We start from the raw sequence: 26,049 nt of genomic DNA, 5'->3' as shown, positions 1-26,049 counted from the left end.
TAAATGTTTTATTTATAGGGTCGTTAGTTCACAGCATTCACCAACACCGGGAGCCGTTATGTTTAACATTGCTTTACTGGGCGCTGGCCGAATTGGCCAGGTACATGCAGCTAACATCGCCAGCCACGGCGCGACCACGCTCTGGTCCGTGGTTGACCCGAATCAGGAATTTGCCACCCGTCTTGCCGCGCAGTATCAGGCCCGTCAGCAGAGCGTGGATGAGGCGATGACCGACCCTAACGTTCACGCCGTACTGATCGCCTCCGCCACCGATACCCACGCGGACCTCATTGAAATGGCTGCCCGCCACGGCAAGGCCATCTTCTGTGAAAAGCCGGTACACCTTGACCTTGCCCGCGTGCGCGACTGCCTGAAGGTGGTTAAAGAGTACGACGTGCCGCTGTTTATCGGCTTTAACCGCCGCTTTGACCCGCAGTTCCGCCGGGTGAAAACCGACGCGCAGGCCGGGCGCATCGGCAAACCGGAATCGCTGCTGATCATCTCCCGCGACCCGTCCCCGCCGCCTGCTGAGTACGTGCGCGTTTCCGGCGGCATGTTCCGCGATATGACCATCCACGACTTTGACATGGCGCGCTTCATCATGGGCGAAGAGCCGGTGTCGGTGTATGCCCAGGGGAGTAACCTGGTGGATCCGGCGATTGGCGAGGCGGGGGATATCGATACCGCGTTTATCGTTCTGAAATATGCCTCCGGGGCGATGGCGACCATCGTTAACAGCCGCCGTTCATCTTACGGCTACGACCAGCGCCTGGAGCTGCATGGCTCCGAAGGGCTGCTGTGCGCGGGCAACATCCTTGAAAACCAGGTGCAGCACTACGGCAAACAGGGCTGCACCAGCGCGCTGCCGGAACACTTCTTCCTGCAGCGCTACAAATCCGCTTACGCCGCGGAATGGGAACACTTTGTTGCGGTCCTGCGCGGCGAAGCGGTGCCTGACTGCAGCGGCGATGATGGTGAACGTGCGCTGTACCTTGCGGATAAAGCGCTGGAGTCACTGCGCAGCCAGCGCGAGATCGTCCTCTAAACACAACAACCCTACACAGAGAGACATAATAATGAAAAAACTGATCGTAGCCGCCCTCATCGCCATGACGTCCGGGGCCGCCCTCGCCGAAAACGAGCAAATTGTTTTCAGTACGCCAAACCTGGCCATGCCGTTTGAAGTTCACATGCAGCGCACGGCGGTGAAAGCCGCAAAAGAGATGGGCGTGAAGCTTCAGGTGCTGGACGGGCAGGGCAGCTCACCGAAGCAGGTGGCTGACCTGGAAAACGCCATCACCCGCGGGGCGCAGGGCTTTATCGTCTCCCCGAACGACGTGAACGCGGTCTCCAGCGCGGTGGATGAAATTCAGGATGCGAAACTGCCGATCGTCACCCTCGACCGCTCCGTTGATAGCCAGAAGAAAGTGCCGCACTTCGGCGCCAACAACTACAAGGGCGGCCAGGCGGTTGGCGACTTCGTTAAAACCAAATTCCCCAACGGCGCGGACATCATTCTCCTTACCGGTCAGCCGGGCTCCTCTTCCAATATTGAACGCACCAAAGGGATCCGCGACAGCCTGAAGGCGGGCGGGGATAAATACAAGATCGTCGCCGATCAGACCGGGAACTGGATGCGTTCGGAAGGGATGCGCATTGTTGAAAGCGTGCTGCCTTCGCTGCCGAAGCGCCCGCAGGTGATCCTCTCCGCCAACGACGATATGGCGCTGGGCGCGATTGAAGCGCTGCAGAGCCAGGGCGTGAAGCCGGGTGAAATCCTCGTGACTGGGTTTGATGCAGTGCCGGAAGCGCTCGCCCGCGTGCGCGACGGCTGGCTGGCGGTAACGGCGGATCAGCGTCCGGGCTTTGCGGTGCAGACGGCGATGAGCCAGCTGGTGGCCAACGTGCGCGAGAAGAAAGCCATCACCGGGGCCGACTATCCGCCGACGCTGATCACCAAAGAAAACCTGCAGCAGGCTGAGCGTATCGGTGAGGCCGGTAACTGATATGTCCCGAGCCGCCTCTGGCGGCTCATCATGAGGAGGAGCAGACCGATGTCGCAACCCTTACTGAAAGTGACCGACCTGGCAAAAAGCTTTTCCGGCGTCTGGGCGCTGAGCAGTGCTCAGCTGACCGTCGGCAGCGGAGAAATTCACGCCCTGCTGGGGGAAAACGGGGCGGGGAAATCCACGCTGCTGAAGGCGCTCGCGGGCGCGCAGCCGCAAACGCGCGGGGATATCTGGTTCAACGGCGAAACGTTGCCGGTGGATGACTCACCGGTGGCGCGCCAGAACAAGGGCATTATTACCATCTATCAGGAATTCAACCTGCTGCCCAACATGACCGTCGCGGAAAACATGTTTCTCGGGCGCGAGCCGCGTAAACGTAACCTGATCGTCGACGAAAAGGCGGTAAACCAGGAGGCGCAGGTCATTCTCGATTACCTGCAGCTGAACGTTGCACCGACAACGCCTGTCGCCCGTCTGAGCGTCGCCCAGCAGCAGATGGTGGAGATCGCCCGGGCGCTGACCCTCAACGCCCGGTTAATCATTATGGACGAACCGTCCGCCGCGCTGAGCGACAGCGAGGTGGAAAGCCTGCACCGCGTGGTGCGCGAGCTTAAAAACCGCGGCGTGAGCATTATTTACGTTACCCACCGTCTGCACGAAGTTTTCCAGCTCTGCGATCGGTTCACCGTTTTCCAGGACGGCCGCTTCACCGGCACCGGCGCGGTGGCGGAGACCAACGTCGAACAGCTGATTCGCCTGATGGTCGGACGCGACGTGGCCTTTAACCGCCGTCCCGCCAGCGAAACCCACCATGAGGATAAACCCATCCGTCTGGCGGTGAAGAGGCTGAGCCGCGAAAAGCCGCCGCTGGATCCGCACGGCATCGCCCTGCACGACATCAGCTTCCACGTCCACGCCGGGGAGGTCCTGGGCATTGCCGGGCTGGTAGGCGCGGGACGTACCGAAGTGGCCCGCTGCCTGTTTGGCGCTGATGCGTTTACCTCGGGGAGTTTTGAGCTGGACGGCGTGCCTTACCAGCCGCGCGATCCGCTGTATGCCCTCGACCACGGTGTGGCGCTAGTGCCGGAAGATCGTAAAAAAGAAGGGGCGGTGCTGGGGCTGTCGATTCGCGACAACCTGTCGCTCTCCTGCCTCTCCTCGCTGCTGCAGTGGCGCTGGTTTGTGAACACCCGCAAAGAGGACGATCTGATTGAGTCCTACCGCCAGGCGCTGCAGATCAAAATGGTCAACAGCGCGCAGGAGGTGCGCAAGCTCTCCGGCGGCAACCAGCAAAAAGTGATCCTCGCGCGCTGCATGGCGCTCAATCCACGGGTGCTGATCGTCGATGAGCCGACGCGCGGCATCGACGTGGGGACCAAATCGGAAGTGCACCAGGTGCTGTTTGACATGGCGAAAAAGGGCGTAGCGGTGATCGTGATCTCCTCCGATCTGCCTGAAGTGATGGCGGTGTCTGACCGGATCATCACCCTCAGCGAAGGCCGGGTGACCGGCGTGATCCACGGTGACGACGCTAACGAAGAACGGCTGATGACGATGATGGCCATCAACCACAACGCCCTGAACGCGGCATAACGGAGTTTCTCATGACGCAGATGATTTCTAAAACGCAGGCCCCGGTCAAACGCGCCGGACGCATCGATCCCATCGCCTTCTTCGAGCGCTTCGGGGTGCTGATTTTCATGATCCTGCTGCTGATCTTCTTCCAGTCGCAGAACAGCAACTTTTTCTCTGAACGCAATATTTTCAACATCCTGACCGAAGTCTCCATCTACGGGATCATGGCCGTGGGGATGACCTTCGTCATTCTGACCGCCGGGATCGACCTCTCCGTGGGCTCCATTCTGGCGGTGTGCGCCATGACCGCGGCGTACGTGATCAAAGGCGACAACTTCACCACCGTTGACCCGAACGCCTGGGGCGGCATGAGCTGGCTGATCGGGCTGGGGATTTGTCTGGCCATGGGCACGGCGATTGGCTTCCTGCACGGTCTGGGCGTCACCCGCCTGCGCCTGCCGCCGTTTATCGTCACCCTCGGTGGGATGACCATCTGGCGCGGCCTGACGCTGGTGATTAACGACGGTGCGCCGATCGCCGGTTTCGACCCTGGCTACCGCTGGTGGGGACGCGGGGAGCTGCTCGGCATCTCTATTCCGATCTGGATCTTCGCCATCGTCGCCGTTGGCGGTTATCTGGCGCTGCATAAAACCCGCTGGGGCCGCTTCGTCTACGCCATCGGCGGCAACCCGGAGGCGGCGCGCCTGGCGGGGGTGAACGTCAAGCGTGTGCTGGTCAGCGTCTACGTGCTGATTGGCTGTCTGGCGGGGCTGGCAGGCTTCATCCTGAGCGCGCGTCTGGGGAGCGCCGAGGCGGTCGCCGGGATCTCCTTTGAGCTGCGCGTCATCGCCTCGGTGGTGATTGGCGGCACCTCGCTGATGGGCGGCTACGGGCGCATCGGCGGCACCATTATCGGCTCCATCATCATGGGCATTCTGATTAACGGCCTGGTGCTGATGAACGTCTCGGCCTACTACCAGCAGATTATCACCGGATTAATTATCGTTCTGGCGGTGGCATTCGATACCTATGCCAAAAGCCGTCGCGGCGCACTGTGAGGATCACGATGAAAGAGGTTCGTATTGGATTGATTGGCACCGGGTATATCGGCAAGGCACATGCCATCGCCTATGCCCAGGCCCCGACGGTGTTCAACCTGCGCGGAAGGCTGGTGCGCGAGATGGTGGCGGAAGTCACGCCGGAGCTGGCGGCAGCGCGCGCGCAGGCGTTTGGCTTCAACCGTTCAACGGGCGACTGGCGGGCGCTGGTGGCCGACCCGGCCATTGACGTGGTGGATATTTGCTCACCCAACCACCTGCATAAGGAGATGGCGCTGGAGGCGATCCGCCACGGCAAGCACGTCTACTCGGAGAAGCCGCTGGCGCTGAACGCCCACGACGCGCGCGAAATGGTCGAGGCCGCGAAGCGGGCCGGAGTGAAAACGCTGGTGGGGTTCAACTACATGAAGAACCCGACGGCGCAGCTGGCGAAGGAGATTATCGCCCGCGGCGAGATTGGCGAGGTGATCCACTTCTACGGCACCCACAACGAAGACTATATGGCCGACCCGCTGTCGCCCATTCACTGGCACTGCTTTAAAGAGACCGCCGGGCTGGGGGCGCTGGGTGACCTCGCGGCGCACATCGTCAATATGGCCCAGTACCTGGTGGGGGATATCGAGCAGGTCTGCGGCGACCTGAAGATCGTGGTCCCTGAACGCCCGGCGAAGGCCGGATCGTCAGAGATGATTGCCGTTGAAAACGAGGATCAGGCCCACGCGATGGTGCGCTTCGCGGGCGGGGCGCTGGGCGTGATTGAAACCTCCCGCGTTGCCTGCGGCCGCAAGATGGGGTTGTCGTACGTCATTACCGGGACGAAAGGCACCATCAGCTTCACTCAGGAGCGCATGGCCGAGCTGAAGCTCTATCTGCATGACGATCCGGTGAACCGTCAGGGGTTTCGCACGCTGCTCGTTGGCCCGACGCACCCGGACTACGCCGCGTTCTGCATGGGCGCGGGACACGGGATCGGCTTTAACGATCAAAAAACGGTGGAGGTGCGCGACCTGGTGGACGGGATTGCCGCCGACGCGCCGATGTGGCCGGACTTCGAAGAGGGCTGGAAGGTGTCGCGCGTGCTGGACGCGATCGCGCTCTCGCACCGGGAAGGCCGCTGGCTGAACGTGAACGACATTGTCTGATGAGGTATCAACGTGGAAAAGCAGTTTGATGTGATATGCATGGGCCGCGTGGCGGTAGACCTCTACAGTCAGCAGATTGGTGCCCGTCTGGAGGATGCGTCGAGCTTCGCCAAATATCTCGGCGGGTCGTCCGGCAACGTGGCGTACGGCACCGCGCGTCAGGGTTTACGTTCGTCGATGCTGGCGCGCGTCGGCGATGAACATATGGGCCGCTTCCTGCGGGAAGAGCTCAACCAGGTGGGCTGCGATACCAGCCATCTGATTACCGATAAACAACGCCTTACGGCGCTGGTGCTGCTCGGCATTAAAGACCGGGACACCTTTCCACTGATTTTTTATCGCGATAACTGCGCGGATATGGCGATTACCGCCAGCGATGTGGACGAACGCTACATTGCCTCCGCACGTTGTCTTGCCATCACCGGGACGCATCTTTCTCATCCGCAGACCCGCGAGGCGGTGCTGACGGCGCTGGGCTATGCCCGCCGTCACGGCGTGCGCACGGTGCTGGACATCGATTACCGCCCGGTGCTGTGGGGGTTGACCGCCTTAGGCGACGGGGAAACGCGCTTTATCGCCGCCGATACGGTCACCCGCGAGCTGCAGGAGGTGCTTCACCTCTTCGACGTCATTGTCGGCACCGAAGAGGAGTTCCACATTGCGGGCGGCAGTACGGATACCCTGCAGGCGCTGGGGCAGGTACGCGCCGTCAGCAAGGCAACGCTGGTCTGCAAACGCGGCGCGCTCGGCTGCTCGGTCTATACCGACGCCATTCCGCCCCGGCTGGACGACGGCCTGACGGTGACCGGCGTGCGCGTGGAGGTGCTGAACGTTCTCGGCGCGGGGGACGCGTTTATGTCCGGCCTGCTGCGCGGCTACCTGAACGACGAGGGCTGGGAGCAGGCGTGCCGCTACGCCAACGCCTGCGGCGCGCTGGTGGTTTCGCGCCACGGCTGCGCCCCGGCGATGCCGAGCAAAATCGAGCTGGATGACTATCTCTCCCGCGCTGCGGATGTGCCGCGACCGGATCTCGACCCGCGTCTTAACCATCTCCACCGGGTGACCACCCGCCGCCGCGAATGGCCGGAGCTGTGCGTGATGGCCTTCGATCACCGCAGCCAGCTTGAGGATATGGCGATGCAGTGCGGCGCGTCGCTTAAGCGCATTCCGGCGCTGAAGCAGCTGATCCTGCAGGCCAGCCGCGAGGCGGCGAACCGCGCCGGGCTGGAGGGCAAAGCCGGTCTGCTGTGCGACGGCACCTTTGGTCAGGACGCGCTGAACGCCATCACCGGCGAAGGGTGGTGGATTGGCCGCCCCATTGAGCTGCCGGGCTCCCGGCCGCTGGAGATGGAGCACGGCAACATCGGCACCCAGCTTATCAGCTGGCCGCAGGAGCACGTGGTGAAGTGCCTGGTCTTCTTCCACCCGGAAGACGCCCACGGCCTGCGCCTGGAGCAGGAGCAGAAAATCGCCGAGGTGTACCACGCCTGCTGCCAGTCCGGGCACGAGCTGCTGCTGGAGGTGATCCTGCCCGCCAGCATGCCGCGCAGCGACGAGCTCTACCTGCGCGCCATTTCTCGCTTCTACAACCTCGGCATTTACCCGGACTGGTGGAAGCTGCCGCCGCTCTCCGCCGACGGCTGGGCGGCGCTGAGCGAGATTATCGAACGCCGGGATCCGCACTGCCGCGGGGTGGTGATCCTCGGCCTGGACGCCCCGGCGGAACAGCTGCGTGCCGACTTTAAAGCCGCAGCGGGGCAGACGGTAGTAAAAGGCTTCGCCGTGGGGCGCACGCTGTTTGGCGATGCCTCCCGCGCGTGGCTGAAACACGATATTGACGATGCGCAGCTGGTGGCGCGCATCCGGGACAACTACCTGCAGCTCATCGCCTGGTGGCGCGAGCGCGGACACGCATAATGGAGACGACAATGAGTGTGCAATTAGGCATTAACCCGCTGACGTGGACGAACGACGATCTGCCTTCTCTCGGCGCGGAGACGTCGCTGGAGACCTGTCTGAGCGAAGGGAAAGAGGCCGGTTTCGCCGGCTTCGAGCTGGGCAATAAATTCCCGCGTGAAGCGCGCCTGCTTGGTCCGATTTTGCAGCGCCACGACCTGCAGCTGGTCTCCGGCTGGTACTCCGGCCGCCTGCTGGAGCGCAGCGTGGAGGAGGAGATCGCCGCCGTGCAGTCGCACCTGACGCTGCTGCGCGAGCTGGGGGCGAAGGTGCTGGTCTTTGCGGAAGTGAGCGGCTGCATTCACGGCGAGCAGCAGACCCCGGTGCATCTGCGCCCGCGCTTCCCGCAGGCGCGCTGGAAGGAGTATGGCGAGAAGCTCACCGAATTTGCCCGCTACACCCAGCAGCAGGGCGTGCGGATTGCCTACCATCACCATATGGGCACGGTGATTGAGTCCGCCGACGACGTGGACAACCTGATGACTCACACCGGGGAGGCGGTTGGATTGCTGCTGGATACCGGTCATCTGACCTTTGCCGGAGCCGATCCGCTGGCGGTGGCGCAGCGCTGGGCGTCGCGCATCAACCACGTTCACTGTAAAGACGTGCGCGCCGACGTGCTGGCGGACGTGAAAAACCGCAAAACCAGCTTCCTCGATGCGGTGCTGAGCGGCGTGTTTACCGTGCCGGGCGACGGCTGCGTGGATTACCCGCCGATTATGCGGCTGCTGAAGGCGCAGGACTATCACGGCTGGCTGGTGGTCGAGGCGGAGCAGGATCCGGCGATAGCCCATCCGCTGACCTACGCCCGTCTGGGCTATAACAACCTGAGCCGTCTGGCCCGCGACGCCGGACTGATTTGAGGAGGGAACATGTCACGTCTGTTATCACGCTGGCATCAGCCGAATGCGGAGGGGCGCACCCAGTCCGTCACGCCGGAACGCGCGGGGTGGGGGTACGTCGGATTTGAGGCGTATGAGCTGCAGGAGGGGCAGACGCTGACGCTGCCCGCCGTCAGCGAAGAGCGCTGCCTGGTACTGGTCGCCGGGCGCGCCTCCATCAGCACGCCTTCCGCGCAGTTTAACGACATCGGCGAGCGTATGAGCCCGTTCGAGCGCATCAAGCCGTGGGCGGTTTACGTCACCCCGCAAGAGACGGTGCAGGTGAAGGCGCTGACGAAGCTGGAGCTGGCGGTCTGCTCCGCTCCGGGCAAAGGCACGTACCCGACGCGGCTGATTGCGCCGCAGGACATCGACGGCGAGGCGCGCGGCAAGGGCCACAACCAGCGCTACGTGCACAACATTCTGCCGGAAGACAAACCCGCCGACAGCCTGCTGGTGGTGGAGGTGTGGACCAGTGAGGGCTGCACCAGTTCGTACCCGAGCCATAAGCACGACACGGATTATCCGCCGCAGGAGACCTACCTGGAAGAGACCTACTACCATCGCCTCAACCCGGAGCAGGGGTTCTGCATGCAGCGCGTTTACACCGACGACAGAACGCTGGATGAGTGCATGGCGGTCTACAACCGCGATGTGGTGATGGTGCCGAAGGGCTACCACCCGGTGGCGACGATGGCCGGGTATGACAGCTACTACCTCAACGTGATGGCCGGGCCGGTGCGCAAATGGATGTTCACCTGGGAGGAGGACCACGCGTGGATTAATCGGGATTATCCCGCGGAGAGGGGCGGCTGAGGCGGCCTTTCTTGTCGGGTGGCGCTGCGCTTACCCGACCTACGAAACCGTAGGCCCGCGCAAGCGCAGCGCCGCCGGGCGAATTGCCCTCAGCGCATCCGCCTCGCCTGCTCAATCGTGCGAGCGATGGCGTCCGGCTGGCTCACCATCGACACGTGGCTCGCCGCCACCTCGGTGGTTTTCGCGTGGATCGTCTTCGCCATCGCGCGTTCAAGCGCCGGGTTAATCATCCGGTCATTCTGACTCACCACATACCAGCTCGGTTTGTTGTGCCACGCGGCGCGCGTCACTTTTTCTGCGAAAGCGTCGCCCTTTATTGGCCCCTGCGTAGCCGCAATGGTCTGTTGTTCACCCGGTTTCACGTCAGGCGCGAAGTCCTTCCTGACGGCGTCCGTTGGCAGATATAAATAGCCGTCCGCCGTTTTGGCAATGCCCGCGCTGCCCGGCGGGGCAGGGAAGCGTCCTGCCAGATCCGCCGTCGACTGGCCGGAATCCGGCGCGAACGCCGCCACGTACACCAGCGATTTTACCCGCGCATCGTTACCCACCTCGCTAATCACGGTGCCGCCCCAGGAGTGGCCCACCAGCACCACGTCACCCCTGGCGCGGGCGATGGCCCGCCGTGTGGCCGCAACGTCATCCTTAAGCGAGGTGAGCGGCAGCTGCACGGCAATGACCTCTGCGTGCTGTTTCTGCAACAGGGTAATCACCTTATTCCAGCTGCTGCCGTCGGCAAACGCGCCGTGCACCAGCACCACGCTGGTTTTACTCTCCGCAAAGGCGCTGGCGGACAGCGCCAGCAGGCCTGCCGTCAGTACAGTCAGTGCTTTCATTCTGGGGCTCCTTAAAAATGATGGACCGCCGCGTGGGGCGGGACGGTGAATTCAATGGTTTTGTGGTCGAGCGGCTTATGCGTCGGGTCGGCCAGAATAATCGTCACCTTGTGCTTACCGGCGGGCAGCCCCACCAGGATCACCGGCTCTCCGCTGGCGTCAGCCCAGTGCCACGGCGCGCCGTCCACCACCACGTGAATGTGCCCGATGCGCGGGGTGACCTTGAGCGCGTCGGGGCCGAATACCGGCTCGATGCGCAGGTTTTCGGCCCGGTACTGGATAAACACCGCGCCTTTGCTTAGCGGCCCGGCAAGCGGCGGATCGACGATCAGTTTTGCGGGCGGTTGCGGCTGTGCCAGCGGGGCAACGGCGGCGGGGCCGTTAACGTCCGCGGCGCTCAGGTTGTCCAGCGGTGTGGCCCGGGCATGGGCTACAGATGCCAGGACAAGCAGGGGGATAAGTGCATAGCGACGAATCATCAGGTTCTCTCCTCATCGGTTCTGAATGGCGACAGGGAAAGAAAACCATTTTTATGTATCGGAGATATTTGCCGGAGGCGGCGTTTTGTACCCGTTTGTTAGCGCAGGGTTCTGGATACAGTGCGATACACTTTGGCTGCGTGGACAGCGCACAATCGCTATCGCCAGCCCGGCAATCACCAGCGTCAGCCCCGTTGATACCCACATTGCTCCCGCGATCCCCAGCGTTTTATTCAGCCACGCATAGGCAAACGGTGAGGCTGCCGCCATCAGCTGGCCGGGGATAAGCAGCATGCCGGTGCGGCGGGCATAGCTTTCGGTGCTAAACAGCTCCAGCGGCAGGGTGGCTTTCACGATGGTGACCAACCCGTTGATGGCACCGTAACCCAGCACAAACCCGGCTGCGCACCAGACAAACTGGGAACTGCTTAGCCCAACCATAAAGCAGAGCGGCATGGCGAGCGCGGTGAAAAGCGTGAGTTTGAAGGGGGTTAAGCGGGCACCCGCCAGCACTTCCAGCGAGCGAGCAGCCGTCTGGCCGATCCCCCACAGCATGCCGATGGCGACCGGCAGGCCGAAGTGGGTGATAAACTCCGGCAGATGGGTAGAGGTGCCGTTAGAGACAAAGGTGATAAGGGCAATGAAGGCGGCATAAAGCCAGCCGTTACGTCGTTCATTGCTCTGAAGCGGCGCGGTGGTTTTCGCGGTTACCGTCAACCGCTGGTGGGGAAGCGAGAGAATCAGCGTCGCGCTCAGCAGGCCGAAGAGAGCATAGACGTGTAGCGCTTCCTGCCAGCTCATCACCTGAAGCAGACCATCGCCCAGCGGCCAGAAGATAGCGGAGGCCAGCCCGCCCGCCAGCGTGACGCGTGAGATTGTTCTTCGCGCCTGCTGTCCGTAGAGATTCACCAGCGCGGCGAATAGCGCATCGTACAGCGACAGGCGCATCCCGACGCCGCACAGTAGCCAGGCGCAGTACCAGCCAGACAGCGTCTGGGTATACGCCATACCCGCGCAGCTAGCGGCAATCAGTAGCGTGCCGCTCATGACTACCTTCTGACCGCCAAAGCGCGCCAGCAGGCGGGCAACAAACGGCGAAACCGCCGCCATCACCAGCATCGCCAGCGTCAGGCCAAGGTAAATCTGCGGTGACGACCAGCCCCGGTCGGCTGAAATCGCCAGCGCTAAAGTGCCGGGCATATAAAACGAGATCCCCCAGTTGATGAGTTGATTGCACCCGGCAGCGAGGGCAAGGTGGCGAGGCAGGGCAGGTGTTTCCATTGTCTTTCATTCCGTTATGCAGTTGTCCAGAGCATAGCGAGCGCGGTATTGTGCTGGCAGGTCAGCAACCTTATGCGCGGTATAAGAGAAACTTTGAATGACGACGCTTAATCTGGGCTATCTCGCCACGTTCCGTCTGGTGATCCAGCGCGGCAGCTTTTCAGCGGCGGCGGATGTGCTGGGCATTTCCCAGCCCGCCGTCAGTCTGCAAATACGCCAGCTGGAGCAGTTTCTGCAAACGCGTCTGGTGGAGCGTACCGGGCGGGGGATTAAAGCAACGGCTGCCGGGCAGGCATTGCTGGTACACGGTGAGCGCATTGAACAGGCAGTCGATGAAACCCTTCGTTCCGTTAGCGCGTTCAATCACGACGTCAGCGGCACCATTACGCTTGGCACGGGTGCGACCGCCTGTATTCATCTTCTGCCGCCATTGCTGCAGCAACTGCGGAGTGACTATCCGCTTTTACGCGTAGGCGTGACGACGGGCAATACGCTCGATATTGTTCGCGCTATTGAAGAAAATCGACTCGATATGGGACTGGTGACGCTGCCCGTCAGCGGGAGAGCGCTGGACGTGATGCCGGTGATGGACGAAGAATTCGTGTTTATCGCGTCGCAGGCGCAGCAGGCGATGTTTACAGACTTAAGGCCTGATGCACTCCATACGCTACCGCTGATTGCCTTTGAGTCGGGCAGCGGAACCCGGGCATTGATTGACGGCTGGTTTGAGGCAAGTGGCTTAACGATTGCACCGGCTATGCAGCTCGGCAGCATTGAGGCTATCAAACGGATGGTGCGTTCGGGGCTTGGCTACAGCATCGTGCCGAAAATGGCGGTGGAGCAGAAGGCAGACCGTGAAGGATTATGCGTCAGTTCTCTCTCGCCCGTACTGCAACGGCAGCTGGCTGTGGTGATGCGTCAGGATAAGATCCTTAGCAAAGGGATTTCAGGCATTATTCGGATCCTGCAACAGCATCCGGAACGCTAGCGTTCGGGCGTTTCGACGGTCAGGCTGGTTTGCTGCGACTGGATTTTGTCCTGGTGGTGATACCAGGCGCCGATGGAGGAGTAAACAAAGCGGCCAAAGAAAAACAGGAAGCTGATGAGCAGTATGATGCGGGTCATCCGGGTGTTAAATCGGTGTCGTTTGTGCATACGCGTGGCCTGACTCACTGTGTTTTTCCTGGGTATACCCTTCCGGGCGATGCGGATATTAAGGCACAGCGGGAAGAAAGGGTCAATTCTGCAATGTGTAAATAACCGTCAATGTTTACATTAATTCATGTTATTAAAAATAATATATCTATTTATCGTATTGATAAGTTCAGGAAAAAGAGCCTAAAAAATCATAAGAAAGGTTTATTTGAATAAATTAGTTTGATTTATGTCAACGGTTTCCCTGCGCCGATAATTAAAATCCTTCCTCCACTGCGTCCGTTCCGTACATTGCCGGACGACGAGTATGTCAGGTTGGATGCCTGTCTTCCTATACCCTCTGGAGCGAAAGGGTTTTAAACGGGCATCTATGAACATTCTCCCTATCCTGAAAAAAAATAAAGATCGCTGGTGGGCTCTGCCGTTTATATTACCCATCGCGCTGTTGCCTGTTCTCAGTGTGGTAAATACCTTCGCGCAACTGGGCGACGGTATTGTGACGCTCTACTATCTGCCTCTCTTTTTTCTGCTTTCACTGATGATGTTTTTTGGTCTGGAAGCCCTTCCCGGGATCGTGCTGGCGCTGTTTTTCCGTTACTACGCGTCTGTTGGGATGTTTGAAACGGTCGCCGGGATTTTCCATTTTATCATCCCTTTAGTGCTCAGCTGGGGCGGTTACCGCGTGTTTGCCCCACGACGCAATATGACGGCCTATGGGGATATACGGCTGATGGCGCAGCGCATTTTCTGGCAGGCTTTCTGCCCGGCAACACTGTTTTTGCTGCTGTTTCAGTTTGCGGTTTACCTTGGCATCTATGAGAGCCGTCAGAGTCTTGCGGGATTAAATCCCCTTAACATACGAACGCTCATTAACTATCAGGCGCTGCTGGTCAGCGGACTGACCGGCGTTCCGCTGAGCTATCTGCTCATTCGCCTGATACGCCATCCTCGCTACATTCACGGGCTTATGTCCCAAATCCGCGCCCAGATAGACAAAAAAGTGACGACCGTTGAGCTGGTGATTTGGGCTATAGCACTGGCTGGACTGCTTTCGCTGCTGCTGCAGCCGATGAATGAAAACAGCTCAATTTTCAGCACCAACTACACCTTATCGCTACTGATGCCGGTGATGCTCTGGGGAGCAATGCGTTTTGGCTATAAGCTGATGTCGATAATCTGGACGCCGGTGCTGCTGGTGTCGATTCACTTTTTCTACCGCTACATTCCGCTGCACCAGGCCTATGACATTCAGCTGGCCATCACCTCATCCAGCTATCTGGTCTTTTCGTTTGTGGTGATTTATATGTCGATGCTGGCGACACGCCAGCGTGCCGTGAATACGCGATCCCGCAGGCTGGCGCTGCTCGACCCGGTGGTGCACATGCCCAACCTGCGCGCGTTGTCGCGCGAGCTTGCTAAAAACCCCTGGTCGGCGCTGTGCTTACTGCGCATCCCGGAACTGGAAGTGCTGGGGCGCAACTACGGTGTGCTGCTGCGCATTCAGTACAAACAGCAGCTGGCACACTGGATTAATGGCACGCTTCAGCACAATGAGCGGGTCTATCATCTGACTGGTTGCGACCTGGCGGTGAGGCTCAACGCCGAGTCGCATCAGCAGCGTATTGATACTCTGGATGAACATATCAAGCAGTTCCGCTTTCTCTGGGACGGCATGCCCTTGCAGCCTCAGGTGGGCGTCAGCTACTGCTATGTCCGCTCTCCGGTTAACCATCTTTATCTGGTTCTGGGGGAATTGGGCGTTGTTGCCGATCTGTCGCTCTCGACTAACCACCCTGAGAATCTCCAGCAGCGTGGTGCCGTACATTTACAGCGCAGCCTGAAAGATAAAGTCGCGATGATGAGCCGCCTGCAAAGTGCGCTCGATAAAAACGCGTTCACTCTGATGGTTCAGCCCGTTCGCGGCCTGCGTGGCGATTGCTATCATGAAGTGCTGCTCAGGATGCCAGACGAGAACGGGGAATTAATTTCTCCCGATCGGTTCCTGCCCGTCGCGCAGGAGTTTGGGCTGTCATCACGCGTCGACCTGTGGGTACTGGAACATACGCTACGCTTCCTGGCAGAGCATCGTGACAGGCTGCCCGGTCAACGCTTTGCCATTAATCTGGCCCCTCCAACCGTGTGCAGGGCGCAGTTTCCGCTCGAGGTGAGCCGCCTGCTGACACAATACGCCGTGGAGGCGTGGCAACTGATCGTTGAAGTGACAGAGTGCAGCACTTTCGGCAGCGCGCAGCAGGCGGAACAGACCCTCAGACAGCTGCAAAAAATGGGGGTGCGCATTGCAATTGATGATTTTGGAACCGGCTACGCGAGCTATGCGCGGCTGAAAAGCGTGGACGCCGACATTCTCAAAATCGATGGCAGCTTCATTCGCAACATCGTCAACAACAGTCTGGATTATCAGATAGTGGCGTCGATTTGCCATCTGGCGCGAATGAAGAACATGCTGGTGGTGGCGGAGTATGTGGAAACTGAAGAGATACGTAGCGCGGTGCACGCGCTAGGTATCGATTATGTACAGGGCTATCTGATCGGCAAGCCGGTTGCACTTGAATCCTTGTCTGAAGAAGAGGCGTCTCAGGCAGACGCCTGAGACATTACGCCGCGACGTCGGCGCTCTCTTCTTCAATTTTGAGCAGCCAGCCGGTGACCGCTTCCCAGTATTGCTGCTCTTTTTCCAGATCCAGCAGTACCAGCGCGTTCTGGCTAAACCAGTCGTGCGGGAAGCTCAGCGTCCAGTGGTGGTCGTCTGTTTTCAGTTTTAACGTTGGGGGCGTCGTCGTCGCCTGACGCTGGTTATTGAGCAGCACGCCCAGACGCAGCAACTGAATAAGCGGCAGGAACTGCTTTTTCTTGAACAGCGTGAAGCGCGGCAGGTCGTCGAGCTTGATGGCTTTACGGTGGTAGCGCACCAGGGTGGCCATCATGGTCTGCTGCTCCTGGTTGAAACCCGGCAGATCGCTGTTTTGCAGAATATAGGCCGAATGGCGATGCATCCCGCTGTGGTTGATGTTCAGCCCCACTTCGTGCAGCATCGCGGCCCATTTCAGCAGGGCGGCAAGCTGCGGATGCGCCAGCTTCGGATTCTGCTCCTGCCACTGATCGTAAATCTGCTCCGTGGTTTCCAGTACGCGCTTCGCCTGCTCGCGGTCGATGTTGTACTGGTTCGCCAGGCTCTGCGCGGTGCGGCTGCGAATGTCCTGATGGCGGAAGCGGCCCTCCATCTCGTACAGCACGCCTTCACGCAGCGCGCCGTCAGAAAGACGCAGCTCCTTAATCGCCAGCGCATCAAACACGCCGCACAGGATCGCAAGCCCCGGTACGAAGACCGATTTCCGCTCATCGGACAGGCCCGGCAGGCTCAGGGCATCGAAGCTTTTATGCTTCAGCACCTCTTCGGTGAGCAGAACCAGACGCTCAGGGGTAATAATTCCGTCTTTTTCACCCATTGCCAGCAGCACTTCATGGGCGGCTTTAATCGAGCCGGATGCACCCAGCGCCACGTTCCAGCCCTGAATGCGATACTGCCACGCCAGGTTTTCCAGCTTCTGGACGGCGGCCATGCGCGCGCGCTGGAAGTTTTCGCGGGTAATAGTGCCGCCCGGGAAATACATCTGCGCGAAGCTGACGCAGCCCATGCGGCGGCTTTCCACCAGGCGCGGCTCAAAGTCTTCGCCGATCACCAGCTCCGTTGAGCCGCCGCCGATGTCGATCACCAGCTTGCGGCCTTTCTCCGGCTGCGTATGCTCCACGCCCATAAAAATCAGACGCGCTTCTTCGTTACCGGAAATAATCTCAATCGGGTAGGGGATAACCTTCTCTGCGCGCTTGAGAAACTCCGGCGCATTCAGCGCCTGACGCAGCGTATGCGTTCCCACGATGCAAACGCTGGAGGGTGAAAAACCCTGCAGGCGTTCCGCAAACAGCGACAGGCAGTTTAAGCCGCGCTCCATCGCCTCTTCGCTGAGCATGCTGCGCGCGTCCAGGCCATCGGCCAGATGCACGCGCTGCTTCAGACGACCGATGATCTGTAACGCACCATCTACCTCACGGGCGATGACCATGTGGAAACTGTTTGAACCAAGATCGACCGCGGCAAACTCCTGCGGTCGTGGCGTATTATCATTTATCGGCATAGGTTAATCGGGTTGCTCGAGTGATTTGATGTAATCGTAAATCGCCAGCTGCGACCGCACTTTTCGGCGATTGCCGCGCGGTACGTAGCGATTACTGAGTTCTTTGTCGATATAACGTGCTTTCACCGTATCGCTAAACAAAATCTCGATAATATCGAGGATCTGCTGTTTCAGGCGCGGGTCCAACAGCGGCGCCGCGACTTCAATTCTGTAATCAATATTGCGCGTCATCCAGTCTGCAGAAGAAAGATAAACCCGCTTGTCGCCTGCATTATCGAAAATGTAGATCCGGTCATGTTCCAGATAGCGGTCAACGATGCTGATCACGCGAATATTGTCGCTGATGCCTTCCAGTTCCGGGATCAACGAACACATACCGCGAATCAGCAGGTTAACCGGAACGCCGGAGCTGGATGCCGCATACAGCCTGTCCACCAGTCCTTTATCAACGAGGTTGTTGAGCTTCAGCGTGATGCCCGACGACAAGCCGTTCTGCGCGTTGGCGATCTCTTTGTCGATCATATCGTACAGCAGGCGGCGCGAGTTCTGCGGTGACACCAGCAGATAGTCGAAGTTGACCGGGCGGTACGGGTTCTCGATAAAGTTGAATACCCGACGCACTTCGTTGGTGATGCGCGCGTCGGCGGTTAAGAGCGAGTAGTCGGTGTAAATACGCGCGGTTTTCTCGTTAAAGTTCCCGGTACCGATGTGGGCGTAACGCACCACGTCGTCACCTTCTTTACGGGAGATCAGGAACAGCTTGGCGTGAATTTTCAGCCCCGGCGCGGAGAAGATAACGTGCACGCCCGCTTCCGTCAGACGACGCGCCCAGTGGATGTTCGCCTCTTCGTCAAATCGTGCCTGCAGCTCGACCACGACCGTCACTTTCTTGCCGTTGTGCGCCGCGTGGATCATCGCGTCAATGATGCGGGAATCTTTTGCTACGCGGTAAATGTTGATTTTGATCGCCAGCACGTTCGGGTCGAACGACGCCTGACGCAGCAGTTCCAGCACGTGTTCAAAGGTGTGGTACGGATAGTAAAGCAGGACATCGCGCTCGCGGATGGCGTCGAATCCGTTACGGAATTTATCGAACCAAAGATGGCGCAGGCGCGGCAGTGGTTTGTTCACCAGATTGGCTTTGCCGACGTTCGGGAAGCCAATAAAGTCTTTAAAGTTGTGGTAGCGCCCGCCGGGAATGATCGAGTCGTAGCGGGAGATGGTCAGCTTCTCGCGCAGCATTTCGACCATCGCGTCCGGCATGTCGCGCTGATAGACGAAGCGGACCGGCTCGGCCGTCAGACGTTGCTTGAGGCTCGAGGACATCAGCTCCATCAGGCTGGCTTCCATCTCGTGCACCAGGTCATATTCGGCGTCGCGGGTCATCTTCATGGAATAGGCATTTAACGCATCGTAATCGAAGAAACCTTTGAAGATGTCGTCCAGGCAGTAGCGCAGGATGTTATCCAGCAGGATCATCGGCTTGCGACGGCGCGGGGTTTCCGGCGGCAGGTTCACAAAGCGCGGGACCTTATCGGACGGGATCTCCAGCAGCGCGTAGCTGATATTCTCACCGCGAATAATTTCGACCGCCAGATAGGTGTAATCGTCCTTCAGGAACTGGACCAGATCGGTTTCGCGGTTAATCAGAATAGGGGTGATGTGCTGGCGCAGATAGTGTTTAAAGTAGTGGCGCAGCCAGGTCTGTTGGTTGGCGGAGAGCTGGCGTTCGTTAATCAGGAAGATTTGGTTGCGCGCCATTTCCAGCAGCAGCTCGTTGTAGAGGCCATCAAATTCCTGATCGGCTTTCATAACGCGAGACTGGATTTTTCCAAGCAGATGGCGCGAGTGGGAATTTAACCCCTGCTCTTCGCTGATGATGATCCGCCGCTTCAGTTCGGCAAAGCGAACCTTGTAGAACTCATCCAGGTTGTTGGAATAAATGCCCAAAAAACGCATACGCTCGATCAGCGGGTTACTTTTGTCTGCCGCTTCCTGGAGTACACGCTCGTTGAATGCTAACCAGCTTAGCTCTTTCTCGATATATAACTTTTCCTGACCCATTACAGCTCACACTCCAGTTCAATCACAGGACGTGGTAAATCCGTCTCGTCCTTATTATGGCGAGCATTTCCACGATATGTCCAACAGTGCCAGAAAAGTATGACAGTTATTTTTTTTGTTGGGGAATTTAGAGGGTTGGAGAAGGGAATATCGGGTAATGCAATGTACAGGTCGGGTAAGCACAGCAGCGCCACCCGACATAACAAACTACTCTTCGGCCGCATAACCCTGCGGGGGTAACTTCACGCCGTCCAGCCAGGCTGCGCCGTCGCGCATCTCCAGACGCCCCTCAACAAACCAGCTTACCACCAGCGGATAAATGGCATGTTCCTGGGTCTGTACGCGTTCGGTCACGTCGTCTTCGCTGTCGCCGTCAAAGACCGGCACTTTTGCCTGCAGGATCACCGGGCCGCCGTCCAGTTCGTCGGTCACGAAATGGACAGAGGTGCCGTGCTCCTCGTCACCGTTTTCCAGCACCTGACGATGGGTGTGCAGGCCGGGATATTTCGGCAGAAGAGAAGGGTGAATATTCAGCAGACGTCCGGCGAAGTGTTCGACAAATGCCGGGCTCAGGATACGCATGTAACCCGCCAGCACCACCACGTCCGGCGCGTAGGCATCGATCTCCTGCACCAGTTCGCGGTCAAAGGCCTCACGCCCGGCGAACTGGCTGGCTTCCAGCGCGTGCGCGGGAATGTTCGCTTCCCGCGCGCGCTCAAGGCCGAACGCGTCGGCCTTGTTGCTGAAGACTGCCCGAATGGTGCCATTGATTTTCTTCTGTTTGCAGGCGTCTATGATTGCCTGCAAATTGCTTCCGTTGCCGGAAATGAGCACCACGATGTTTTTCATTCAATGACCACACGCTGTTCGGAATCGGAAGCTTTAATCGTACCGATTTTCCACGCGTTTTCACCTTTTTCAGTCAGCAGCTTAACGGCTTTATCCGCTTCGCTTGCTGGCAGGGCGATAACCATACCCACGCCGCAGTTAAAGGTGCGGTACATTTCGTGAGAGCTCACGTTGCCTGCGGTCTGCAGCCAGTTGAAGACGGCTGGCCACTGCCATGAGGATTCGTCGATCACCGCCTGGGTGTTGTCCGGCAGAACGCGCGGGATGTTTTCCCAGAAGCCGCCGCCGGTCAGGTGAGCAATGGCGTGAACGTCGACGCTCTCGATCAGTTCCAGCACGTTTTTCACATAGATGCGGGTCGGTGCCAGCAGATGGTCAGCCAGCGGTTTACCGTCCAGCTCGGTGGTCAGCGGGTCGCAGCCGCTCACTTCGAGGATTTTACGTACCAGGGAATAACCGTTTGAGTGCGGACCGCTGGAGGCCAGCGCGATCAGCACATCGCCGTCGGCCACTTTGCTGCCGTCGATAATTTCTGATTTTTCTACTACGCCGACGCAGAAGCCTGCGACGTCATAATCTTCACCGTGGTACATGCCCGGCATTTCCGCGGTTTCGCCGCCGACCAGCGCACAGCCGGACTGCAGGCAGCCTTCGGCGATACCGCTAATCACGCTGGCTGCGGTGTCCACATCCAGTTTGCCGGTCGCGTAGTAATCGAGGAAGAACAGCGGCTCTGCGCCCTGTACCACCAGATCGTTCACGCACATCGCGACCAGATCGATACCGATCGTGTCGTGACGTTTTAAATCCATCGCCAGGCGCAGTTTGGTGCCTACGCCGTCAGTACCCGAGACCAGAACAGGTTCACGATATTTTTGCGGCAGTGCGCACAGCGCGCCGAAGCCACCCAGGCCACCCATCACTTCCGGGCGGCGGGTTTTCTTCACCACACCTTTGATTCGGTCAACCAGCGCATTACCTGCGTCAATATCAACACCGGCATCTTTGTAGCTGAGAGAAGTTTTGTTGGTCACGGCTTAAATCCCCACGCGATTGCATAGCTAGTAAGAAAAATCGGCGCAATTCTAACAGTCCAGGCAAACGTTTGCGAGCCTATTCTGGACGTGGGGATCTTTTTTTCTGTCTGTCCCGTGGATGCAGCCAAACTTGACTCTGTTCACGAAAATGAAACCGGTTTCTGAGAACTGCTTGCAACGGGTATTCCCTTTGCACATCATCGAACTGAAACCGGTTTCTGTAATTGTTTTTGCAGAAAATAACGCAGAATGAGGGAAAGCAAATGTCAGGATTTAAAGCAGGTTTTCTGTGGGGTGGGGCCGTAGCGGCGCACCAGCTCGAAGGCGGCTGGAAAGAGGGCGGCAAGGGCGTGAGCGTGGCCGATGTGATGACCGCAGGCGCGCACGGCGTGCCGCGTGAAATCACCAACGGCGTGCTGGACGGGAAAAATTACCCTAACCACGAAGCCATCGATTTCTACCATCGCTATAAAGAAGACATCAAACTCTTTGCCGAGATGGGGTTCAAATGTTTCCGCACCTCTATCGCCTGGACGCGGATCTTCCCGAAAGGGGACGAGCTTGAGCCTAACGAGGCAGGCCTGAAATTCTATGACGATCTGTTCGACGAGTGCCTGAAGCACGGCATTGAACCGGTGATTACGCTTTCTCACTTCGAGATGCCTTTCCATCTGGTCACCGAATACGGCGGCTGGCGCAACCGTAAGCTGATCGACTTCTTTGTTCGCTTCGCAAAAGTGGTTTTCCAGCGCTACCAGCATAAGGTGAAGTACTGGATGACCTTTAACGAGATCAACAACCAGGCTAACTTCCACGAAGACTTTGCGCCGTTTACCAACTCCGGGCTGAAGTACGCGCCGGGTGAAGACCGAGAGCCGGTGATGTTCCAGGCCGCGCACTATGAGCTGGTGGCCAGCGCCCTGGCGGTGAAGGCGGGACGCGAGATTAACCCGTCGCTGCAGATCGGCTGCATGATTGCCATGTGTCCTATCTATCCGCTGACCTGCGCGCCGGACGACATGATGATGGCGATGAACGCCATGCACCGCCGCTACTGGTTCACCGACGTGCACGTGCGCGGCAGGTACCCGCAGCATCTGCTCAACTACTTCGAGCGTCGCGGCTTTGCACTGGATATCACCGAAGAAGATAAAGCGGCGCTGACGCAGGGCTGCGTGGACTACATCGGGTTCAGCTACTACATGTCCTTCGCCACCAAGGCGACGGCGGACAACCCGCAGCTGGACTACGACGAGAGCAAAAGCCTGGTCTCTAACCCGTACGTGCAGAAATCCGACTGGGGCTGGCAGATTGACCCGGTGGGGCTGCGCTACTCCCTGAACTGGTTCTGGGATCACTATCAGCTGCCGCTGTTTATCGTTGAAAACGGCTTTGGCGCGATCGACGTGCAGGAGAGCGACGGCACCGTAAACGATCAGTACCGTATTGATTACCTCGCCGCGCATATCAGCGAGATGAAAAAAGCGGTGGTGGAAGACGGCGTGGATCTGATGGGCTACACCCCGTGGGGCTGTATCGACCTGGTGTCTGCCGGAACGGGCGAAATGAAAAAACGCTACGGCTTTATCTTTGTCGATAAAGATAACGAAGGGAACGGCACGCTGAACCGCAGTAAGAAAAAGTCGTTCGACTGGTATAAGCAGGTGATTGCGAGCAACGGCGAGCAGCTATAATTGCCCGGTGGCGCTGCGCTTACCGGGCCTACGGGACGTGTAGGCCGGGTAAGCGTTAGCGCCACCCGGCAGAACCCCGCACCCAAGCCGGAGTTTCGCCTCCGGTTTTTTTGTCTCTAAATCACTTTGCTTGATGTACGTCAAGCAAGATGGGTATGGCGCAATCCGAAAAAAGCGGTATAATCCCGCGATTTTTTTGCGGATGCCACCTCAGAGGAGAAAGAGAATGAAGATTGTGGAAGTGAAACACCCACTCGTTAAACACAAGTTGGGCCTGATGCGTGAGCATGACATCAGCACGAAGCGTTTTCGCGAACTGGCTTCTGAAGTGGGCAGCCTGCTGACCTACGAAGCGACCTCCGATCTGGAAACGGAAAAAGTGACCATCGAAGGCTGGAACGGCCCGGTACAGGTTGAGCAGATCAAAGGTAAGAAAATTACCGTGGTGCCAATCCTGCGTGCCGGTCTCGGCATGATGGAAGGCGTGCTGGAGCACGTGCCAAGCGCGCGTATCAGCGTGGTGGGGATCTATCGTAACGAAGAAACCCTTGAGCCGGTTCCTTACTTCCAGAAGCTGGTGTCTAACATCGACGAGCGTATGGCGCTGGTGGTTGACCCAATGCTGGCAACCGGCGGTTCTATGATTGCCACCATCGACCTGCTGAAAAATGCGGGCTGTAACAGCATTAAGGTGCTGGTGCTGGTCGCGGCGCCGGAAGGGATCGCAGCGCTGGAGAAAGCGCACCCGGACGTTGAGCTGTATACCGCCTCTGTCGACCAGGGGCTGAACGAGCACGGGTACATCATCCCGGGCCTCGGCGATGCCGGCGATAAGATCTTTGGTACGAAATAATCGAATAACGATAAATAAGCCGACTTTGATAGTCGGCTTTTTTTTGAATAAAACACCAACAATACTACACAGAGGAAAACACTATGACGCGCCGTGCTATCGGGGTGAGTGAAAGACCGCCGCTTTTACAGACTATCCCGCTTAGTTTGCAGCACCTGTTTGCCATGTTTGGCGCAACCGTGCTGGTGCCAATCCTGTTCCACATTAACCCGGCTACCGTGTTGCTGTTCAACGGCGTTGGGACGCTGCTGTACCTCTTTATCTGTAAAGGCAAAATCCCGGCGTATCTCGGGTCGAGCTTTGCCTTTATTTCGCCGGTGCTATTGTTGCTGCCGTTGGGTTATGAGGTCGCGCTCGGCGGCTTTATCATGTGTGGCGTGCTCTTCTGCCTGGTCTCCTTCATCGTGAAGAAAGCGGGTACCGGCTGGCTGGACGTGATGTTCCCCCCAGCGGCGATGGGCGCAATCGTTGCCGTTATCGGCCTGGAGCTGGCGGGCGTTGCGGCGAACATGGCCGGTCTGCTGCCTGCGGACGGCCAGTCACCGGATTCCAAAACCATTATCATCTCGCTGGTGACGCTGGGCGTGACGGTGTTTGGCTCCGTGCTGTTCCGCGGTTTCATGGCGATTATCCCGATCCTGATTGGCGTGCTGGCGGGCTATGCGCTCTCCTTCGCAATGGGCGTGGTGGATACTACCCCGATTGCTCAGGCGCACTGGTTCGCACTGCCAACCTTCTACACCCCGCGCTTTGAGTGGTTCGCTATCTTCACCATTCTGCCAGCCGCACTGGTGGTGATTGCGGAGCACGTCGGCCACCTGGTGGTGACGGCGAACATCGTTAAGCGCGATTTAATCCGCGATCCGGGCCTGCACCGCTCCATGTTTGCGAACGGCTTCTCGACCATTATCTCCGGTTTCTTCGGCTCCACGCCAAACACCACCTACGGCGAGAACATTGGCGTGATGGCGATTACCCGCGTCTACAGTACCTGGGTTATCGGCGGGGCGGCGATCATCGCCATCCTGCTCTCCTGCGTGGGCAAGCTGGCGGCAGCGATTCAGATCATTCCGGTGCCGGTGATGGGCGGCGTTTCTCTGCTGCTGTACGGGGTGATCGGTGCTTCCGGTATTCGCGTGCTGATTGAATCCAAAGTGGATTACAGCAAGGCGCAGAACCTGATCCTGACCTCCGTTATCCTGATTATCGGCGTGAGCGGCGCGAAGGTGCACATCGGTGCGGCCGAGCTGAAGGGCATGGCGCTCGCGACCATTGTGGGTGTAGGCCTGAGCCTGATCTTTAAGCTGATTTCCGTTCTGCGTCCTGAAGAAGAAATTCTGGATGCGGACGACAGCGAAAAAGCACCCCATTGATCGAAAAGTCGGGCGAGGGATCGCCCGGTTCTCTCCTCGCGGGTTCCGTGTTAAACTCCGTTCCGATTTTATGTAAGATCTGGTTGAGGTACTTCTGAACGGACCGGCACAGCTCTCTCTGCCACTTTATCTCCCTGACGACGAAACTTTCGCGAGTTTCTGGCCGGGGGATAACCCCTCTTTACTGGCTGCACTGCAAAACGTGCTGCGCCAGGATCACAGCGGATACATCTATATCTGGTCACGCGAAGGCGCGGGGCGCAGCCACCTGCTGCATGCTGCCTGCGCGGAGCTTTCAGCGCGCGGTGATGCGGTAGGTTATGTGCCGCTGGATAAACGTACCTGGTTCGTGCCTGAGGTGCTTGAGGGAATGGAACACCTCTCACTGGTCTGCATCGATAATATCGAATGTGTGGCGGGTGATGAGCCGTGGGAAATGGCGATCTTTAACCTCTACAACCGCATTCTGGAATCGGGTAAAACCCGGCTGCTGATCACCGGCGATCGTCCGCCGCGTCAGCTGAATCTGGGGCTGCCGGACCTGGCCTCTCGTCTGGACTGGGGGCAAATCTATAAGCTCCAGCCGCTGTCGGATGAAGATAAGCTGCAGGCGCTTCAGCTGCGTGCTAAGCAGCGAGGATTTGAGCTGCCGGAAGACGTGGGACGCTTCCTGCTTAAACGGCTTGATCGGGAAATGCGCACGCTGTTTGACACGCTCGATCAGCTCGATCGCGCCTCTATTACCGCCCAGCGCAAGCTGACCATTCCGTTTGTGAAAGATATTCTCAAGCTTTGAGGTTGTTCGCCCGGTGGCGCTGCGCTTACCGGGCCTACGAAATT

General features: G+C 58.7%; 22 protein-coding genes. 14 read left to right on the top strand and 8 right to left on the bottom strand.

Annotated features, from left to right (window positions below):
* Positions 1-58 precede the first annotated feature (58 nt).
* From iolG to iolB, 8 genes are read left to right on the top strand one after another with little or no spacing between them, the layout of a single operon-like run.
* A complete protein-coding gene (gene iolG, locus AC2T6E_RS19435) occupies positions 59-1,045 on the top strand; it encodes an inositol 2-dehydrogenase (protein WP_047368086.1) in 987 nt (328 codons plus the stop codon).
* A gap of 31 nt (positions 1,046-1,076) precedes the next feature.
* Positions 1,077-2,006, top strand: a complete 930-nt coding sequence (locus AC2T6E_RS19430) for a sugar ABC transporter substrate-binding protein (RefSeq protein WP_023333011.1) — start codon at positions 1,077-1,079, stop codon at positions 2,004-2,006.
* A 48-nt stretch (positions 2,007-2,054) separates the two neighbouring features.
* The gene (locus AC2T6E_RS19425) at positions 2,055-3,602 is read left to right on the top strand and encodes a sugar ABC transporter ATP-binding protein (protein WP_486692916.1); all 1,548 of its coding nucleotides are present in this window, start codon (positions 2,055-2,057) and stop codon (positions 3,600-3,602) included.
* A gap of 11 nt (positions 3,603-3,613) precedes the next feature.
* The gene (locus tag AC2T6E_RS19420; protein WP_028014045.1) at positions 3,614-4,642 is read left to right on the top strand and encodes an ABC transporter permease; all 1,029 of its coding nucleotides are present in this window, start codon (positions 3,614-3,616) and stop codon (positions 4,640-4,642) included.
* Between the two features lie 8 nt (positions 4,643-4,650).
* Positions 4,651-5,784 (top strand): Gfo/Idh/MocA family protein, encoded by a 1,134-nt coding sequence (locus tag AC2T6E_RS19415; protein ID WP_486692913.1) that lies wholly within the window; start codon positions 4,651-4,653, stop codon positions 5,782-5,784.
* 12 nt (positions 5,785-5,796) lie between these two features.
* Positions 5,797-7,701, top strand: coding sequence for a bifunctional 5-dehydro-2-deoxygluconokinase/5-dehydro-2-deoxyphosphogluconate aldolase (locus AC2T6E_RS19410; RefSeq protein WP_486692911.1), 1,905 nt, complete (start codon positions 5,797-5,799; stop codon positions 7,699-7,701).
* An 11-nt stretch (positions 7,702-7,712) separates the two neighbouring features.
* Positions 7,713-8,603, top strand: coding sequence for a myo-inosose-2 dehydratase (gene iolE, locus AC2T6E_RS19405; RefSeq protein ID WP_486692909.1), 891 nt, complete (start codon positions 7,713-7,715; stop codon positions 8,601-8,603).
* A gap of 9 nt (positions 8,604-8,612) precedes the next feature.
* Positions 8,613-9,437, top strand: coding sequence for a 5-deoxy-glucuronate isomerase (gene iolB, locus AC2T6E_RS19400; RefSeq protein WP_486692907.1), 825 nt, complete (start codon positions 8,613-8,615; stop codon positions 9,435-9,437).
* An 89-nt stretch (positions 9,438-9,526) separates the two neighbouring features.
* Here the strand turns inward: iolB and AC2T6E_RS19395 are convergent, their stop codons facing one another.
* Genes AC2T6E_RS19395 through AC2T6E_RS19385 form a run of 3 tightly spaced genes read right to left on the bottom strand, consistent with a single transcriptional unit; the run spans position 9,527 to position 12,030 of the window.
* Entirely contained in the window at positions 9,527-10,270 is a 744-nt protein-coding gene (locus tag AC2T6E_RS19395) for an alpha/beta fold hydrolase (RefSeq protein ID WP_312958583.1), read from the bottom strand.
* A gap of 11 nt (positions 10,271-10,281) precedes the next feature.
* Positions 10,282-10,749, bottom strand: coding sequence for a DUF6130 family protein (locus AC2T6E_RS19390; protein ID WP_126816156.1), 468 nt, complete (start codon positions 10,747-10,749; stop codon positions 10,282-10,284).
* A 51-nt stretch (positions 10,750-10,800) separates the two neighbouring features.
* Positions 10,801-12,030 (bottom strand): MFS transporter, encoded by a 1,230-nt coding sequence (locus AC2T6E_RS19385; RefSeq protein ID WP_458668013.1) that lies wholly within the window; start codon positions 12,028-12,030, stop codon positions 10,801-10,803.
* 97 nt (positions 12,031-12,127) lie between these two features.
* Between AC2T6E_RS19385 and AC2T6E_RS19380 the strand changes: the two genes are divergently transcribed.
* Complete coding sequence (locus AC2T6E_RS19380; RefSeq protein WP_108416704.1) at positions 12,128-13,018, top strand: LysR family transcriptional regulator; 891 nt, start codon at positions 12,128-12,130, stop codon at positions 13,016-13,018.
* Here AC2T6E_RS19380 and AC2T6E_RS19375 read toward each other — a convergent pair.
* Complete coding sequence (locus AC2T6E_RS19375) at positions 13,015-13,203, bottom strand: YfgG family protein (protein WP_042717858.1); 189 nt, start codon at positions 13,201-13,203, stop codon at positions 13,015-13,017. The two genes, AC2T6E_RS19380 and AC2T6E_RS19375, sit on opposite strands and share 4 nt — an antisense overlap.
* A 352-nt stretch (positions 13,204-13,555) precedes the next feature.
* Between AC2T6E_RS19375 and AC2T6E_RS19370 the strand changes: the two genes are divergently transcribed.
* Positions 13,556-15,796, top strand: coding sequence for a bifunctional diguanylate cyclase/phosphodiesterase (locus AC2T6E_RS19370; RefSeq protein WP_486692901.1), 2,241 nt, complete (start codon positions 13,556-13,558; stop codon positions 15,794-15,796).
* Positions 15,797-15,800: 4 nt separating this feature from the next.
* Here AC2T6E_RS19370 and ppx read toward each other — a convergent pair whose 3' ends face one another.
* The 4 genes from ppx to purM form a co-directional block, all read right to left on the bottom strand.
* Positions 15,801-17,339 (bottom strand): exopolyphosphatase, encoded by a 1,539-nt coding sequence (gene ppx / locus AC2T6E_RS19365; protein WP_108416702.1) that lies wholly within the window; start codon positions 17,337-17,339, stop codon positions 15,801-15,803.
* 3 nt (positions 17,340-17,342) lie between these two features.
* On the bottom strand, positions 17,343-19,403 hold the full coding sequence (gene ppk1, locus AC2T6E_RS19360; RefSeq protein ID WP_010433862.1) for a polyphosphate kinase 1: 2,061 nt from the start codon (positions 19,401-19,403) through the stop codon (positions 17,343-17,345).
* Positions 19,404-19,610: 207 nt separating this feature from the next.
* Complete coding sequence (gene purN, locus AC2T6E_RS19355; protein WP_182401083.1) at positions 19,611-20,252, bottom strand: phosphoribosylglycinamide formyltransferase; 642 nt, start codon at positions 20,250-20,252, stop codon at positions 19,611-19,613.
* Entirely contained in the window at positions 20,249-21,286 is a 1,038-nt protein-coding gene (purM, locus tag AC2T6E_RS19350) for a phosphoribosylformylglycinamidine cyclo-ligase (RefSeq protein WP_108416701.1), read from the bottom strand. The genes purN and purM overlap by 4 nt, the downstream gene beginning before the upstream one ends.
* A 266-nt stretch (positions 21,287-21,552) precedes the next feature.
* On the opposite strand from purM, the gene AC2T6E_RS19345 reads away from it, so the two are divergent.
* From AC2T6E_RS19345 to AC2T6E_RS19330, 4 genes are all read left to right on the top strand, one after another.
* A complete protein-coding gene (locus tag AC2T6E_RS19345; RefSeq protein WP_431642412.1) occupies positions 21,553-22,983 on the top strand; it encodes a 6-phospho-beta-glucosidase in 1,431 nt (476 codons plus the stop codon).
* A 226-nt stretch (positions 22,984-23,209) separates the two neighbouring features.
* Positions 23,210-23,836 carry a uracil phosphoribosyltransferase gene (gene upp / locus AC2T6E_RS19340; protein WP_010433852.1) on the top strand — a complete coding sequence of 209 codons (627 nt, stop codon included), beginning with the start codon at positions 23,210-23,212 and terminating at the stop codon, positions 23,834-23,836.
* 83 nt (positions 23,837-23,919) lie between these two features.
* Positions 23,920-25,209, top strand: coding sequence for a uracil permease (gene uraA, locus AC2T6E_RS19335; RefSeq protein ID WP_089597849.1), 1,290 nt, complete (start codon positions 23,920-23,922; stop codon positions 25,207-25,209).
* A 94-nt stretch (positions 25,210-25,303) separates the two neighbouring features.
* On the top strand, positions 25,304-26,005 hold the full coding sequence (locus AC2T6E_RS19330) for a DnaA inactivator Hda (RefSeq protein ID WP_211438414.1): 702 nt from the start codon (positions 25,304-25,306) through the stop codon (positions 26,003-26,005).
* Positions 26,006-26,049: the final 44 nt, after the last annotated feature.

The sequence above is a fragment of the Enterobacter sp. B79-1 genome (assembly GCF_057444735.1).
The sequence above is the reverse complement of the archived record's forward strand: the minus strand, read 5'-3'. Positions and strand labels throughout refer to the sequence as shown.